This is a genomic window from Pseudonocardia adelaidensis, assembly GCF_039543345.1.
GTDB classification, from domain to species: Bacteria; Actinomycetota; Actinomycetes; order Mycobacteriales; family Pseudonocardiaceae; genus Pseudonocardia; species Pseudonocardia adelaidensis.
Window position 1 is genome coordinate 1 of record NZ_BAABJO010000066.1, and the last position, 15723, is coordinate 15723.

General features: G+C 69.1%; 17 protein-coding genes. 6 read left to right on the forward strand and 11 right to left on the reverse strand.

The window, feature by feature from the left end; genetic code table 11:
• Nucleotides 1-588: 588 nt before the first annotated feature.
• Nucleotides 589-894: an isocitrate lyase/phosphoenolpyruvate mutase family protein gene (locus ABEA81_RS41870; RefSeq protein ID WP_345613557.1), complete on the forward strand. Its 306-nt coding sequence runs from the start codon at nt 589-591 to the stop codon at nt 892-894.
• Between the two features lie 156 nt (nt 895-1050).
• Complete coding sequence (locus ABEA81_RS41875) at nt 1051-2346, forward strand: MFS transporter (RefSeq protein WP_345613559.1); 1296 nt, start codon at nt 1051-1053, stop codon at nt 2344-2346.
• Between the two features lie 284 nt (nt 2347-2630).
• On the opposite strand, the gene ABEA81_RS41880 is transcribed toward ABEA81_RS41875, so the two are convergent.
• From ABEA81_RS41880 to ABEA81_RS41905, 6 genes are all read right to left on the reverse strand, one after another.
• Complete coding sequence (locus ABEA81_RS41880) at nt 2631-3278, reverse strand: HAD-IA family hydrolase (RefSeq protein WP_345613561.1); 648 nt, start codon at nt 3276-3278, stop codon at nt 2631-2633.
• A gap of 65 nt (nt 3279-3343) precedes the next feature.
• The gene (locus ABEA81_RS41885) at nt 3344-3604 is read right to left on the reverse strand and encodes a EutN/CcmL family microcompartment protein (protein WP_345613563.1); all 261 of its coding nucleotides are present in this window, start codon (nt 3602-3604) and stop codon (nt 3344-3346) included.
• A complete protein-coding gene (locus ABEA81_RS41890; RefSeq protein ID WP_345613565.1) occupies nt 3601-3936 on the reverse strand; it encodes a BMC domain-containing protein in 336 nt (111 codons plus the stop codon). The genes ABEA81_RS41885 and ABEA81_RS41890 overlap by 4 nt, the downstream gene beginning before the upstream one ends.
• Nucleotides 3937-3943: 7 nt before the next feature.
• A complete protein-coding gene (locus tag ABEA81_RS41895) occupies nt 3944-4237 on the reverse strand; it encodes a BMC domain-containing protein (protein ID WP_345613566.1) in 294 nt (97 codons plus the stop codon).
• A 9-nt stretch (nt 4238-4246) separates the two neighbouring features.
• Nucleotides 4247-5062, reverse strand: coding sequence for a DODA-type extradiol aromatic ring-opening family dioxygenase (locus ABEA81_RS41900; RefSeq protein ID WP_345613567.1), 816 nt, complete (start codon nt 5060-5062; stop codon nt 4247-4249).
• Entirely contained in the window at nt 5055-6068 is a 1014-nt protein-coding gene (locus ABEA81_RS41905) for a DODA-type extradiol aromatic ring-opening family dioxygenase (RefSeq protein WP_345613568.1), read from the reverse strand. Before ABEA81_RS41905 ends, ABEA81_RS41900 begins: the two co-directional genes overlap by 8 nt.
• A 129-nt stretch (nt 6069-6197) precedes the next feature.
• On the opposite strand from ABEA81_RS41905, the gene ABEA81_RS41910 reads away from it, so the two are divergent.
• Nucleotides 6198-6959 carry an IclR family transcriptional regulator gene (locus ABEA81_RS41910; protein WP_345613570.1) on the forward strand — a complete coding sequence of 254 codons (762 nt, stop codon included), beginning with the start codon at nt 6198-6200 and terminating at the stop codon, nt 6957-6959.
• 554 nt (nt 6960-7513) lie between these two features.
• Nucleotides 7514-7759, forward strand: a complete 246-nt coding sequence (locus ABEA81_RS41915) for a hypothetical protein (RefSeq protein ID WP_345613572.1) — start codon at nt 7514-7516, stop codon at nt 7757-7759.
• A 57-nt stretch (nt 7760-7816) separates the two neighbouring features.
• On the opposite strand, the gene trpC is transcribed toward ABEA81_RS41915, so the two are convergent.
• The 3 genes from trpC to ABEA81_RS41930 all read right to left on the reverse strand — a co-directional run bounded on the left by trpC (nt 7817) and on the right by ABEA81_RS41930 (nt 11842).
• Nucleotides 7817-8599: an indole-3-glycerol phosphate synthase TrpC gene (gene trpC / locus ABEA81_RS41920; RefSeq protein ID WP_345613574.1), complete on the reverse strand. Its 783-nt coding sequence runs from the start codon at nt 8597-8599 to the stop codon at nt 7817-7819.
• 1089 nt (nt 8600-9688) lie between these two features.
• A complete protein-coding gene (locus ABEA81_RS41925) occupies nt 9689-10711 on the reverse strand; it encodes an LLM class flavin-dependent oxidoreductase (RefSeq protein ID WP_345613576.1) in 1023 nt (340 codons plus the stop codon).
• A gap of 63 nt (nt 10712-10774) precedes the next feature.
• Complete coding sequence (locus ABEA81_RS41930) at nt 10775-11842, reverse strand: NADP-dependent oxidoreductase (RefSeq protein WP_345613578.1); 1068 nt, start codon at nt 11840-11842, stop codon at nt 10775-10777.
• Between the two features lie 181 nt (nt 11843-12023).
• Here ABEA81_RS41930 and ABEA81_RS42960 point away from each other — a divergent pair, with 181 nt between their 5' ends.
• A complete protein-coding gene (locus tag ABEA81_RS42960; RefSeq protein WP_425570884.1) occupies nt 12024-12857 on the forward strand; it encodes a methyltransferase in 834 nt (277 codons plus the stop codon).
• Here ABEA81_RS42960 and ABEA81_RS41935 read toward each other — a convergent pair.
• Nucleotides 12775-13851: an AraC-like ligand-binding domain-containing protein gene (locus tag ABEA81_RS41935; protein ID WP_345613580.1), complete on the reverse strand. Its 1077-nt coding sequence runs from the start codon at nt 13849-13851 to the stop codon at nt 12775-12777. The two genes, ABEA81_RS42960 and ABEA81_RS41935, sit on opposite strands and share 83 nt — an antisense overlap.
• A gap of 85 nt (nt 13852-13936) precedes the next feature.
• Complete coding sequence (locus ABEA81_RS41940; protein WP_345613582.1) at nt 13937-15175, reverse strand: acyl-CoA dehydrogenase family protein; 1239 nt, start codon at nt 15173-15175, stop codon at nt 13937-13939.
• Between the two features lie 272 nt (nt 15176-15447).
• Here ABEA81_RS41940 and ABEA81_RS41945 point away from each other — a divergent pair, with 272 nt between their 5' ends.
• Nucleotides 15448-15606 carry a hypothetical protein gene (locus ABEA81_RS41945; RefSeq protein ID WP_345613584.1) on the forward strand — a complete coding sequence of 53 codons (159 nt, stop codon included), beginning with the start codon at nt 15448-15450 and terminating at the stop codon, nt 15604-15606.
• Nucleotides 15607-15723 lie beyond the last annotated feature (117 nt).

Consider the following 15723-nt stretch of genomic DNA (forward strand, 5'->3'; position numbering starts at 1 on the left):
TGGTCGCGGCCGGCATCATCGACCCGGCCAAGGTCACCCGGTCGGCGCTGCAGAACGCGGCCTCGATCGCGGCGCTGTTCCTGACCACCGAGGCGGTCATCGCCGACAAGCCGGAGAAGAACCCGGCAGGCGGGGGTGACCACACCGGCGGCATGAGCCTATGAGGTTCGAAGGCGCGGCCCGGATGCGCTGAGGGCACTGGTGAGCTGCCTGGCGTCGGCTGCACGAACACGAACCTCATCCTGGAAAGACGTTCAGCAAGGCCGACCAGGCCAGGCCTTCTGGTTTCCTTCGCGTCTCGAACACCGGGGATGCTCTCGAGTTCGGCGACCTCTGAGTTCATCGCCGCGACCATCGTCGCCAGCGCCGGTCAAGGCATCGCCATCAGCGTCGCCACCCGCGGCCTGTTGCACGGCAGCACCTTGGCCGAGCGGGCACCGATCTTATCGCTGGCATCGGAGTCGAGGACACCACCGGTGACCCCTCCAGCCCGATTCGCGCCTTCGATGATGCGGTCCGCCGCATCGAGGCCGCCGCCGCTGCCGCACGCGGGCGGATCGTTCCGACCGGACGTGCGGACACCTTCTTGTGGGGATCTCGGACATCGATGACACCATCCGTCGCCTCGCAGCCTTCGCGGAAGCTGGAGCTGCCGTGGTCTACGCACCGAACCTGCCGGACATGGCCTCGATCAGCGCAGTCAGCCCGCAGGATACGGCTACCCTCGCGGACCTCCAGACGATCGGTGTCCGCCGGATCAGCCTCGGGGTCGACCCGTACACGCACGCACTCGGAGCGACACAGGCGGCTGCGGTGAAACTAGCGGCGGGAGACCTGACGGCGCTCGCATCAGAGCTCGACTTCGGCCACATCATCGACCTCATCAAGGGCTGAAACACTGCCACGCGGCTCAACAGCCGCGCATTGGCCTCATGTGGCTAGATCACGACCTGAATTGTTCTGACCGCGCGCGTGACTCGCGCAGACACGCTCTGGGGCGTTTGTAGGGCGGGGCCCGGTCAGAAGCATGCGGATGAGTGAGGAGAAGATATGACCGAATCCGAGCATACGACGCCGATACAACGCGCGCCACGGGTGCGCGTAGTCGCGACTTCGTCATGTTCCGCGGCCGTCCCGACCCAGCCTGCGGCCGTCCGCGCTGCCGCCACTGCTGCGGAGCCCGACAGTAGGCGGGGCTGGGCGTCCGTCGGTGCCGTTGCGCTCGGCGCGTTCGTCATCGTCATGACAGAGACGCTGCCGGTGGGGCTCTTACCACAGATCGGCGACGGACTGCATGTCTCGCTCGGTCTTGCAGGGCTGATGGTGCTCGTGCCGGGTTTCAGCGCTGCGGTGTCGGCGCCGCTGTTCTTCCTCGGTTCCGGCCGTTTCGACCGACGCTCGGTCATCCTTGCCCTGGGTCTGACGGTGCTGGTGTCGAACGCGGTCGTCGCGGTGGCGCCGAACTTCGTTCTGGTGCTGATCGCCCGCATGTTCTTCGGTGCCACCCTCGGAGCCTTCTGGACCGTCGTGTCACCGGTCGGGCCGAAGCTGGTGGGCCCGGCCGGTGGCACTCGCGCCATCACCATCATCGCGGCCGGTATTTCGGGTGGGACGGTGGTGGGGCTCCCCGCGGGGCAGTTCCTCGGCAACCTCCTCGGCTGGCGTCTCACTTTCGCCACTGCTGCGGCGGCGACGCTACTCGTGGTGATCGTGCAGGCGATCATACTGCCGGGTATTCGGCCGGATGGACGCACACACCTGCGTGACCTCGTGGGGGTGGTGACGCGGCGGGCCGCCGGGTTTGGGATGGCCGCGGGCGCGCTGGCGTTCATCGGACAGTTCACCGCCTGGACATACATCACCCCATTCCTGATGGACCAAACGCATCTGTCCAGCGGCGTGATCTCCCTGCTGTACGTCGTCTACGGCTGTGGTGGCATCGTCGGTTCGATCGTCGCCGGGTCGTTGTTCAAGCGCGGAGTGATCGGCAGCTTCGGCGGAGCCGCAACTGTCGTGGCCGCATTGGTCATCGGGCTGGCGTGCGCGGGCACCTCACCCTGGCTTGCCATGCTGTTGTTCGTGCTGTGGGGCCTGTTCTGGGGAGTCGTGAACCCCGGAACCCTGGTCTGGATACTCGACGCGGCTCCGGAAACCCCGGAGGCCGCGTCGGCAGTGAATGTGACGAACCTTCAGATAGCCCTGGCGGTGGGCTCTGGCCTCGGCGCAATCCTTGTCTCGTCGACAACCTTGCAGACCGTGTTCCTCACAGGGGGCTTCATCATCCTCGCCTCCGCGGTGCTCGCCGCGACGGCGGCACGGTTCGTGACACTTGCCCCGAGGCAATGAAGAACCCGGAACAAGACGAGGTTGGCCGGCCACGTAGATGTGCACACGCCGAAACATCGAGGAGCGCCGGCAGGTTCAGGATGGGAGAAGGACGGCACGATACACACGCGACCCAAGCGATCAGCCTGGGTCGCCGCGCCGACGCGATCGAGGCCGCGCCGGCACCGCGTCCACGCGGAGGCGACACGGCGCGGAGTGCAGCCGCCGTGGTCGGAGCTCACGCAGGGTGCCCGCGGCCCGTGCCTGCGGTGGGTGAGCCGAACGTCGCACACTCACCGAGCCCTCTACCAGCACTTCCCAGTGGCAGGTTCCCGTGGGGTGGTGAACAGGCGTCGTCCCGCGTTGACCGGCGGCAGCCCCAGTGCCGCAGCGATCCGATCCATTGAGCCGGGCGCATCGCGGACGTCGAAGAGCTGGGTGTGCATGCCGATCGCTGCGGCGCCACCCAGGTTGGCCGCGAGGTCGTCGACGAACAGGCAGCGCCGCGGATCCTCGCCGAGGGCGTCGGCGGCGGCGCGGAAGGCAGCCGGGTCGGGCTTCATGACTCCGAGCGCTGACGCCTCGAGGATCGTGTCGAAGGCCCGCAGCAGGGGGAACCGGGACGGCCAGTCGGGGCCGAACCAGTGGGCCATGTCGTTGGTGAAAGCGGCGACCCGCACCCGCCCGCCGATGCGCCGTAGCAGGGTGGTCATCTCCTCGCGCACGCTCGAGCAGTTGCGCCACAGCTCGCCGATGTCGAGCTCGGGATGCCGGGCCGCCAGTTGCGCCCAGTAGTCCCGCTCCTGTATCTGACCGTTCTCGACCTTCTCGTACTCGACGTCCGGACTGGCCTTGTCCTGAAACGGCCCGCACGGAAATGACGGCAGCCTGACCCGTTCGAACAGCGTCGGAATGACGACGCCGCCCATATCGAGTAGCACGGTGGTGGTCACCGCGGGCCGAGTGCGACGCAATGCTTGACGACGCAATGCCCGGATGCTGCTCGAGTCGGGGCGCCTCACTGACTGAGTCCCTCCTCCGCGGGAGGGTCGGAAACCAGCGCAACCACCGCGGCGTCGATGCTGGCGTCGCCCGCCGCGGCGGCCGCAGCCTCATCGGTCGCGACCAGGACCAGGACTCCGGGCCCGGCGTCGACGAGATCGACGGCCACCTCGCGACGATCGGAGCCGGCCTCGGCGACCAGCACCAGCCGGCGCCCGTCGAAGCTGTGCAGTTGCCGGTCCGACCAGACCCGCCGGACGACGGTGCCGAGCATCATTCCGAGCCGCCTGACTCCAACGCGGCGATACTGCCCTGCAGGCGCCGGCTGGTGCCGTTCTCGAGCAGGGCGCCGGCCTCCGCGTGCGGCTTGGGGTAGATCTGCGCGGCACGCAGCTCGCCGTACTGGCGGACGGCCTGCGTCCCCGCGTCGACAGATGAGCGCACCGCGGCCAGACTGCCCTGCACCGCGGCGGCCAGGTAACCGCTGCTCACCCGCTCGACGGCAATCGTCCGCACGTCGGAGGTCTTCATCATCGCCTCGATGCCGGCCGCCAACGCGACGACGCCGCGGGTCTCGATGATGCCAATTGCGCGGTCGGTGGATGCCATGTGGTCCTCAGCTTCCGATGATGGTGACGTCGCCGGCGATCGCGAGAATCGGCTCGGCGGGGCTGGCGAACACGATCGACTTCACGTTCCGCCCGGAGATGGCACGCGCCGTCTCCTCGCCGATCTCGACGGCCTCCTCGACGGTTGCGAGCTCTCCCGACACGGCGACCGCTACCAAGCCGCCGCCGAGGCGGACGGTGCCCCGGACGTCGACCTCGGTGGCCTTGGTCATCGCGTCGACTGCGTCGAAGATGGGAACGAAGCCTTCCGCTTCGATGAATCCCACCGCTGTACGGGTCACTGTCTCCTCCTACTGCCAGTTCACGACTGCCGCGCCGGTGCCCCAGATCGGGCCGTACTCGAGCAGTTCGCACGACTCCAACGTGTCCACGCCAGTTCCGGCGAGGAACGGATAGACCCGCAGCTGACTGTCGACCTGAGCGGCGCGCGCGTACTCCTCACGCAGCTCCAGGACGTCGTCATGTTTGCGACTGATGACGAGATCCAGCATCCGCCGGTCCCACGCCTCGTGGTCGTCGGCAATGCGGTCCTCGCCGGGCGAGATCCACTGCTGGATCAGTCCCGATGACAGCCCGCTGACGGCGACGACGCCAATACGCCTGCCGAGCTGGCTCGCGGCCGCCGCGGCCGCCTTGCCGAGGACCCGCATCGCGTCCACACCGGCGTAGAGGTTGCACGACACGAGGGCGAGCCGGAACCTGTGCTCGGGATCAAGCAGGTTCATGGCGGTGACCGTGCCGTTGTCGACGGGGAAGCACTCGTAGCGCGTCTTGCGGGACTGCAGGCCGCGAGCGTCGATCGCGTCTGCCCAGCCGAAAGCGAGCTCGGTGTCGACGGTAATGTCGTAGCGCTGCCGACCGTAGTCGTAGCCGTACCAGTTCTCGTCGCAATGCTCGCCCACCAGGTGCGGATCAGTCTGAACCTGGTGACCCAGAACGGTGAACCACTGAGTGGAGACCATCACCAGGGTCTCCACTCCAGCCGCTCGCAGCCGGTCTCCGGTGCGTCGGGTGGCGTCGCGGAGTCGTGCCCAGCTCGGCGCAGCGTCGGCGGCGAGCATGTGCGGCATCCCGGGCACGAGGGCGGCCATTGCAAGCTCAGGCACGGCGGTCCGTCCATTCCACGACGGCATTACCGGTTCCGATGACCGTGCCGTAGGCGAGCACGTCGCCGGGAACGTCCGGCCAGCGCATCGCCGACAGCAGCCAGCTCAAGCTCCCCGCCTTCGTCTCCGAGGATGTCTCCTCGATGTGCCGGGGGACCAGCTCACGCAGGCGCGACGTCGGCCCCTCCCGAATTGCGGAGAGCAGCCGCATGTCCCACTCGTACTGGTGCTGGTTGTATGCATGTTCCCGGGACATGTCCTCGGGGAGGTCCGGCTCGACGTCCCAGTGCAGGTGCGACAGCGAGTTCGACGCCAGCAGCACCGCGTTGCGGCCCGTCTTCTCGATCGCGCGCCGGGTCGCCTCCCCCAGGACTTCCATCTCGTCGAGCGCCGCGTCCGAGTAGAAATACGGGTTGTTGTTCGCCGAAATCGACACAACCGGTAGATCCCAGGCGGGGTTGGCCAAATGCAGGGCGCCGATTGTCGCGTAGTCCACACGTACGTCCGGCTCGCGCATGGCACTGGTCACCAGCCCGAGACCGTCGGCCTCCGCCAGGATCGACTCCGCTAGCTCGACATCGGTGCGGAAGTCGTAGTGGTACCGGAACAAGTTCGGGAAGATCGGCTCCACCGAGATACCGCGCGGGTTGGGCACGCAGTTGACGTGGTGGCCGACCATGGTGATCCAGTGCGGCGCGTGCACGACCAGCACGTCCGGGCGGTTCGGGCCGGCGATTCTGCGACGCAACTCCTCGTAGCCCCAACGCAGCACCTCCCAGCCGCCGCGCGAGCGCGGCTCGTTCTGCTCCGGGTTGTCCGCGTAGATCAGGTGCGGCGGGTGCGGCGCCAGGTAGCCGGCAACGATGCGCCCGCTCGCGGAGCCCCGGCCTGCGGAACCCGCACCACAGACGAACGAGACGTTCGGCGCGGGCGACGTCGTCGCCGGACCGGCCCGACGGGCCCGCGACGCCGACGTACCGGCGGGGACGTGGAAGACGCGGCTCATGACCGCGATGGTGGGTCGCGGAACGGGCGCAAGCCACGGACCTGTCCCGCGAGGTTGGACACGTGCGGGTGGTGTGGCGCCGTCCACCACAGACAATGGGATGGGGACGTCGGCAGAAAGGACCGCCCGATGAGCGCATCCGTGGGCAAGGCGGCCGAGATCCTGCGCGCGTTCCGCCCAACCGCTGAAGTGCTGTCCGTCCGTGGACTCGCCGAGCGCACCGGGCTGCCCCGCTCGACCGTCCACCACCTGTGCCGGAAGCTGTGCGAAACCGGCTTGCTGGAGGTCATGCCGCACGCCGGCTATCGCCTGGGCCCGCTGCTCCTGGAACTCGGCGGCTTGATCATCGAACGAACCGGGCTCGTCGCCGCGGTCGAGGGGTCGACGTCCGCGCTGCGTCGGGTGCCCGGACAAGAGCTGCACGTGGGCCAGCTCGCCGAGGGCTGGATCGTCTACCTCCATCGCGAGTCCGGCCCCGCCAGGGTGAACATGGTCAACCGGGTGGGGATGCGAGCACCCGCGTTCCTCTCCGGCTGCGGCAAGAGCGCTCTCGCCGCTCTCGACCCGGTCGACGCCGACCAGCGGGTCCGCCGGCTGTGCCGCGACGAGGAGCTGCCGCTGCCCGACATGGCAGCCCTCGATGACGAGCTGGCCGCCGCCCGCTCCCACGGCCACTGCGTGTGCCACTCGTTCCAGCCAGGCCGCACATCGGTCGCCGCGGCGATCGTCGGGGCCGACAGCCAGCCCGTCGGCGCGCTGTCGCTGGCCGGGCCGAACTCCACGTTCCCACCCGTCCGATTGACCGACATCGGCGAGGCAGTCACGGCCGCGGCCCGGGTGGCGAGCAGGCGACTGCAGGTCGCCGGTTGCCGGCCGAGCGGCCGGCCATGAGTGCCCAGGATCGAGCACTCCCTGCAGGCGCTACCCGAGTGACGCATGGCCCCCGGTCCTCGCCGGCCGCCACCTCACCGCCAGCGGGTGGACGACTGCCTGAACGAGCGTCAGGCGTGCCGGTCCCCAGGTGGTCCCCGACTTCGGGCGCGGCCTGCCCGTCCGCCGTCGTTGGGCGACGACGGTGAGAGGGCCTCGACCGCGGGACACGCAGGAGCCGATCGCGCCGGCTCGCTCGGCCTCGCTCAGGCACCTGTCTCGGTGGTCGACCTCGCCCTGCGTCACATCAAGCACGGACGTGCCGCAGGTCCCGCCCTCGCAGCCGTAGTCGATGGGGACCCGTCATCGAGCAGGCACTGCAGCAGCGTCTGCCAGGCACCCACGACGAGCTCCTTCCCCGACAGCGCGAGACGCACCGGAAATGCCTCACCGAGGACCGCCCCCGCGGGCGCGGCCGACGCCGTGAAGGACTCGTGGTGCACCGAACCCTCCGGCCAGTCCCTCGTCGCGCGCAGTACGTCGTCCATCATCGACGGCGGTCCGCAGGTGTAGAGGTGCGTGCCGGGTCGATGCACTCCCGCCAGCACTTCGTCGACGGACGGCCGCAGCGGATCCGTGCCGAGGTGAACCCGCACTGCCACGCCGAGGTCGGCCAGCTCGTCGACATACGGCGCGTGCGCCGCGTCCCTGGCGTAGGCGTGGACCTGGGCGGTTCCGGCCTTTCCGGCCTCGCGCCCGACCAGGTCGCGGTGGTGGTAGACCCGCCGGATCTCGGCAAGGACCCGCTGGGCTCGCGCTGAGGGTGGGCGGTGGCGGGCGGCGGAGTAGCCGGACGGGGCGATCGGCACGCCATGCCGTCACCGAGCCGCGCGGATGAACTCCTCCACCGTGGCGCGCGGACGGCCCGAACGCACCAGGACCTCCCCCATCAGCACCGCGTCGGCACCCGCGTCCCGATACGCCATCACATCCGCCACCCCCGACACACCGGACTCCGCCATTCGGACCTCGCCCTGAGGCACGTGCTCCACGAGCCGGGGGAACACCGATCGGTCGACCTCGAGGGTGGTGAGGTCGCGCGCGTTGATGCCGATGACCTCGGCGCCGATGTTCGCGGCGCGCTCGAGCTCCGCCTCCGTGTGCACCTCGACCACTGCTGTGAGCCCGAGCTCCCGCGTCAGCCCGTACAGGTCGTCCAGTAGGCCCCCGGGCAGGGAGACCACCATGAGCAGCGCCAGGTCCGCGCCCCACGCCCGCGTCTCCCACAGCTGGTACGGCGAGACGACGAAGTCCTTGCGCAACACCGGGATGTCGACCGCCTTGCGGACCTCGGCCAGGTCCGCGAGAGATCCTCCGAATCGCCGCCGCTCGGTCAGCACGCTGATCGCCGACGCACCACCGGCCTCGTACTCGCGGGCGAGGAGCGCCGGATCCGCGATCTCCGCCAGAGCGCCTTTGCTCGGGCTCCTCCGCTTCACCTCGGCCACGATCGAGAGGCCCGGCCCACGGAACGCTGGGAGCGGGTCCAGCGGAGGGGGCAGGTCGTCGACGCGCGCCCGCAGCTCGGCCGAGGAGACCTCGCGCTCCCGCTCCTCCAGATCTTCCCGGACGCCTTCGAGGATCTCATCCAGAATCGACATGCCTGATCCTTGTCGTAGGGGGACCGCCTGAGCCGGAGTGGTGACAGTGATCTCGGTTCCGCAGGGATCGCACACCGCCTGTCGACCCGACCACCGCTGGTCCTGGTCGCACTGGAACCCTCGAGGCGGGTGCGGCCTGACGGTTCGTGATCTCGGCTCCTGGCGTACCCCCACCATCCAATCCGGATGGCCCGAGGGCGAAGACGGCGCCGCCACCAGCAGTGGCGCTAACAGCCCGGGAGGCGTGACCGTGCGAGCCCGCACCGCCACGATCTGCGCATCTTCTTCAGACCCCGGCGGTAGTTCGTGGGGGCTGTGAAGCACCTCTCAACGGCTCGGGCTACGGCGCGAACGGCTCCCGGTCCGTCCTGGAATGGGCGGGCGATCGTGCGCAGCCCGGGACGGTACCGGCGGCCTACACCTGACGAGGAGGCCCCGCTCCCCTGTCGGCCCGGCTCCGACGCCGAGGGGCAGATCGAGTTCGACGTGATCATCCGCGGCCGGATCAGGATCGACGGCTTGCGGGTCGAGTCATGGCAACCAAGGCCTCGCTCGGTCGCCGCCGGCGCCGAACGTGGCGGAGCACTCGACCGTGCTCGGCTTCCGCGGGAGGGCGTGTACCTTGAGCGGCCCTGGCGAGGTCCCTCGGCGGATCGTGTACATCGGGTTCGAGTCCGTCGAGCTGACCAACCTGGTCATCGGGAACAGCGATTTCTCCGGCGACGTCTGGATCTCCCGTGGCGCTCGGCCAGCCGGGAGTCGTAGCCGTGCGCAACCTCGTAGCGGTGCCGGTCCTCGACCTCGGCGCGCCTGCCCTCGGTGATGGAGTTCGGGCCGAACGTCTTCTGCCTATCGATGCGTGGGCGGCGGCGAAGCGCCGCACGACGGCCCGGCGAGTTGGTCACCGGAGTGGGCGGGACCGGCAGGCTGCACGCAGCCGCGGCCAACTGGAGCGGTTTGTAGACCACGCGGCGGCCCTGTGTGGATGGCCCTGCCCGTGCCCGCTCACACCAGTCCGCGCTCGGGCATGCAAAGGACCGAATGCGATCGGTGTACGAGGCGTTGCCATATCCGCGAACGAGCCGGTGCTCATTCCAGTTCAGCTCGCACTTTCGGGGCGACCTCGGTTCCCAACAGTTCGATGGACCTCAGTACCTCCCGCTGGGGGATCCCGCCGAGATCCATCTGCAGGATCTGTCGATTGTGGCCGAGCACGTGCTGCAAGGCGATGATCCGGTCGGCGATCTCGCCCGGATCGCCGACCATGGTCATGCCGCCCGGGGCGTAGTTGTTGTCGAAGTAGGCTCGGTCGGGCACGGGGCGGCCGACGGTTCTCAGTACCGAGCTCTCATACCAGTAGAAGTTTTCCTTGGCGGCGCGGCCGTCCGCGCTGACGAAGCCGTGCCCCGCGACGGACACCTCCAGGGTGGCCGGGTCGTGTCCGGCGCGGTAGCCCGCCTCGCGGTAGGTCCCGGCGATACGGGTCCAGTGGTCGGCTGTGCCGTTGAGGACGCCGTAGGCGATCGGCAGTCCGAGCGAGCCGGCGCGCGCGGAGGACTCCGGGCTGCCGCCGGAACCGAGCCAGATCTTCATCGGCGGATCTGCGCGGGGTACCACCAGGACATCGCGCAGCGGCTGCGCTCGGTGCGGCCCATCCCAGGTGACCTGCTCGGCGGCGTTGACTGCTAGCAGCAGGTCGAGCTTGGCCGCATACAGTGAGTCGCGGTCCTCCAGCGGGTAGCCATACAGCGGGAACGAGTCGGTCCCCGACCCGCGGCCGGCCGTGATCTCGATACGGCCCGGGGCGAGAGCCGCCGCGGTGGCATGCTGCTGATAGACCCGCACCGGATCGTCGGTGGCCAGCACGGTTACGGCGCTGCCCAGTCCGATGCGTGTGGTCACGGCGGCCGCCGCGTTGATCACTGAGCTCGGCGAGGAGATGGGCATGATCTGACGGTGATGTTCCCCCACGCCGAAGAAGTCCAGCCCAACCTGTTCCGCCAGCGTGATGGCCTCCAGCACATCGCGAATCGCCTGCGACGTGGGGCCGAGACCCTCGTCGTCCGACAACGGCGTATTGCCGAAGCTGTATACACCCAGCTGAAAGCCCATCGAATCGTCCTCATTTCGATCGTATAAGTCACCGGACGTGTGGGCACTTCCGGGCGCGGGAGGTCAGGCAGGGTCGGCGATGTGTAGCACGATCTTGCCGATCTCCGCCCCGGAGAAGATGCGATCCAGCGCGGCGGGGGCCGCATCCAGGCCTTCGAGAACGGTCTCCTCATTGCGCAGCCGACCGGTGGCGAGGCGCGCAGCGAGGTAGTTGATCGCCTCCGGCCAGCGGTCGAGATGGTCGGTGACGATGAAGCCGCACAACGTGACACGCTGCATCTGGACCTGGTCGAAGTTGACCAGACCTCGCCAGGTGTCGCGGTCGCCCGCATTGTAATGAGCGATGAGTCCGCAGACGAACACGCGGGCATGGAGGTTCATCCGCATGAGGATGTGATCCATGATTTCACCACCGACGTTCTCGAAATCCAGGTCCACCCCGTCGGGCGTCGCCGCGTCGAGCTGGGCCTGCCAGTCGGCCGCCCGATGGTCGATGCATGCGTCGAACCCGAGGTCCTCGACGACGTGTCGGCTCTTCTCCGGACCGCCCGCGATGCCGACGACCCGCGCCCCGCGCTCCTTGGCGAGCTGCCCGGCAACAGACCCGACAGCACCAGCAGCGGCGGACACCACGACGGTCTGCCCGGGCTGCGGGTCCAGGAAATCGATGCCGAGGTAGGCGCTGATCCCGGTGTGGCCCAGGACCCCGACGAAAGCCGACGGCGGCGCCGGCGGCGGCGAGGGCAGGACGCTGAGCGGGGCATCGAGCGTCGCGTCGTCGACGACGCAGTACTCCTGCCAGCCGGTGAAGCCTGCGACGAGGTCGCCGACGTCCATGTCGGCGCGGCGAGACGCGACGATTTGACATACACCCAGGCCACGCATGACCGCGCCGATCGGCACCGCTGGCATGAATGGGCGGTCGTGGCCCATCCAGATGCGGCTGGCTGGGTCGATCGACAGGAAGAGGGTGCGGGCGAGCGCCTGGCCTTCACGTAGTGGTGCGATCGGCTCGGTGACGAGTGTGAGGTCGTCGGCTGTGGCCGGGCCGTTCGGGCGCCGCCGCAGCCGGAAGGCTCGGTTGGTGCGTTGGTGGGTCACTGGGCCGAGCACGTCGGGAGTCGTGGACACGAATTCTCCTCTTATGGTCTCGGGGGTCGCCGGTGGCCGGCGGGACAGCAGTCAATAGCGATCCTGCGGGCCCGGTCACGGTGCGGTTTGACCGTGCGCGCACGACACCTGGCGTGGGCGCGCATGTACGCCGCACCGCGTCCACCGTGCGCGACGAGCCAACCGCAGTGCACGCAGGTGCCTGCCGAGCGGGGAAACTCGGTGCCGCAGGAGCGACCGGTTCGAGACAGCGCTGGGCAGCCCCGATATCTGGGTGTACTTCGAGCAGAACCCAGAGGAAGGTCTGCTGTTCGGCGCCGCGGTGACGGACCTTTCCACTCCGATCATCCAGGACGCCGCATCGGTCATCGACACCTCTGATGTCGAGTCGGCCGTTGATGTCGGTGGCACCAACGGCGCCTTCGGCTACGAGCTCCTGGCGCGCAACGCGAAGCTTCGTGGCATCGTTCTTGACCTGCCGACCACGCTGCCCGGCGTACGAGCCGACGCCGAGCGGTTGGGGCTACACCCGGCCGCAGCTCGACGCTCGCCGGCAACTTCTGCACATTCATCCAGGCCAGTCGGCCAAGTCGACCTACCTGTCACTCACGGGCGAGTTCGACGCCGGGGTCCGGGAACAACTGGGAGATCTCGGTATCGTGATCTCAGCTCTGGCATCCCCTCACCATCAATCCGGATGGGTCGAGGCGAAGACGGCGCCGCCACTAGCAGTGGCGCTAACAGCCCGGGAGGCGTGAGCGGGCGAGCCCGCACCACCGCGAGCGGCGCACCTCCAAGCACGCCGAGTAGCCCGGCAGGCGTCGAAGTACGGCATCGACCACCCGCCGTGGGCGAACGCGCACTCGGTGTCCTCGTGCTACCCACCGAGCACCTGCACCTCACCGTCGATGCTCACCGAACCGCCGACGATGACGTGCACCGATTGCTCCTCGTCAGAACCCTTCGTAGGCAGGGCGGAAAGTTGACCGGGTCAGCTGGCCGAACCCATCGCTCTGCGCTCGCACGCCCGGCGTAACGAGTACCCGAGGAGTACGGGCGGTCGGCAGGCCGGCCCGGCCTGCCAACCGAAGCTCCGACGGTGGCAACCCGAGATGCTGTCTGATCACTCTCGAGAAGTGCGCCGGGTCCGTGAAGCCCCACCTCGAGCCGATCGCGCCGACCGGGACGGAGCTCAGTCGCGCGTCGAGCAGGTCGTGCCGGCATCGCTCGATGCGCCGCATCCTGATCCATTCCCTGACCGTCGTCCCCGCGCTCTCGAACAACTTCTGTACGTAGCGCACCGACACGTGGTGCTCCGCGGCGATGCGGGCCGTGGCCAGGTCACTCTCGCCGAGATGATCTTCTATGAAGCCCTGCACCCGCAACAGCATGGCGGTCCGGTGCGCATCGGCCGGCCGGCGAGGCGAACCCGCCGTCTCGGCGCAGATCGCGTCGAGGAGGTTCACGATGGCGTCGGACAGGTAGACCGACGGCTCGAGCTCACCCGCGGCCGATTGACCCACGAGCGAGGTGGTCATCGACGCCAGGACCGCGCCGGTGCCGCTCCGACCGGAGATCGTGCGCGCGGTGAGTCGGCTGAACTCGAATGTCCGGGTGTTCAGCGCGTCGCGGGGCAGCATCACGACCAGCATCAGGAAGTCGTCGCTGAAGTCCAGGGTGTAGGGCCGCGACGCGTCGTTGAGGGCCATGTCGCCAGGCGCCAGGACGGCCTCGCGCCCGTCCTGAACGATGAGACCGTGGCCGCGCATCTGCATGCTCATCTTGACCAGGCCGCGGTCCTCACGCCGGATCATGCGGGGTGTCCGGCTGACCGTCACCGCAGAGCCGGCCACGCAGGCGAGCGACACGTCGCCGAACCGGTGGGCACTCAGCCGACCGGCGAAGCCACCCGCGACATCGACGCGCGCGTCGATGGGCACGAACGCCGACGACACCGCGTGCCGCCAGGCTTCGAAGCCGACCACAGGTTCGCGCTCCGCCCCGGGCGTGGTTGCGCCGACACCCTGCACTCGGGCACCTCCTCGGTTCATGGACCTCACCGACCGGGCGTCTGTCCAGTCCATGATCCGAGCGAGCGTCAGGTCTGCCAGGATGTCAAGGGCTGGCTGTCCCTTCGGCACTATAACCGGGCTCAGCGAACATCGTTTGCAGCCGGCGGCGCCGGAACCCGATGTTGCCGCCGCTCATCAACGGATAGGCGAGCGCGTCGGCCATCAGCCCGGCCAGCGGCATCTCGTGGCTGTAGGACTCGATGCCCACGACGCGCATCAGGTCGACGAGCGACTGCACCGCCGCCTCGGAGCCGAATACCTTGGCGTGGATGCCGAGCTCCTCGGCGTTCGGGTCGCGCCGGTCCGCGGCCACGCAGGCCCGCCAGGTCAACGCCCGGGTCGCCTCGATGCGCGTCTTGACGTCCGCGAGCACGAAGGCCACGCCCTGGTGGGAGATGATCGGCACCGAGCCGCCGCGGCGGTCGGAGCGGGCGAAGTCCAGCGCGAATGCGAAAGCCGCGCGCATCACCCCGACGGCACACGCCCCCACGGCCGCGCCCCCGAACGAGGTATTGATCAACGTGAGTCCGGCACCGGGCTCACCGATGATGTTCTCTGCCGGCACCGCCACATCGACGAGGTCGAACCGCGGAAGGAGTTGCGCCCGGTGGCCGAGCGAATCGAATGAGCCGGTGATCCGCAGCCCCTCGATCGGCCCCTCGACCGCGGCGACGGCCAGCGACTCCTCCGGTGGGCGTTGCGCCCCGACGCGACACGCGACGGTCATCAGGATCGGCCCGGTTCCGTCCCAGCCCGAGGCACCCGAGACCCACTGCTTGCTGCCGTCGATGATCCACTCTCGGCCGCGGCGTCGCATCGTCGTGCGCAGCCCGGTACCGGGCTCCGCGGAGTCGAAGTTGGCATTGCCGCCCGGTTCGCTGAACGCCAGGGACGCCACCGGTGCGCCCTCGGTCCTCAGAAATGGGGCGAGGAAGCGTTGCTGCTGCTCCGGTGTGCCACCTCGCAGCACCGGCGCGAGACCCAGCGACGTCGAGAACAACGAAAGCGCAGCGCTCGGGTCGCCGGCGATCAGCTCCTCGGCAAGGATCGCGACGGTGACGGCGCCGGTGCCATCGCCGCCGAGCGCCTGGGGCACCAGCTGACGCAGGAAACCGGCCTCGACCATCTGCTGGTAGAACGGCTGCGTCGCCCGGTGCCGCTCCTCCGCTGTCGGGAGGTGGCGCGTGGCCGGGCCGACGCCGCTGAGCACGTCGCGGGCGAACTCCCGTGCGCGGGCCCGGAGCAGGCGTTGCTGCTCTGTCGGGGTGAAGTCGATCGGCATCGTTCCTCCTGCGGTTCACGCCGGTGCACCGCCGGCCGAGCACACCCTGACCCGGGTTTTCCCCGCTCGGCTAGCACCTGCGCGCACTGCGGTTGGCTCGTCGCGCACGGTGGACGCGGTGCGGCGTACATGCGCGCCCACGCCAGGTGTCGTGCGCGCACGGTCAAACCGCACCCTCACCGGACCCGCAGGATCGCTGTTGACTGCTGTCCCGCCGGCCACCGGCGACCCCGGCGACCCCGGCGACCCCGGAGACCATGAAAGGAGAATTCGTGTCCACGACCCCCGACGTGCTCGGCCCAGTGACCCACCAACGCACCAACCGAGCCTTCCGGCTGCGGCGGCGCCCGAACGGCCCGGCCACAGCCGACGACCTCACACTCGTCACCGAGCCGATCGCACCACTGCATGAAGGGCACATCGCAGCGTGAGTGGCGAGGCGCAACGTCGCCGCGAGCTGGGCGAGTTCCTCAAAGCCCGACGGCAGCAGATCGTGCGCTCCGAACTCGGGCTCCCCCCGACCGGCAGGAGAAGCGCCCTCGGGCTGC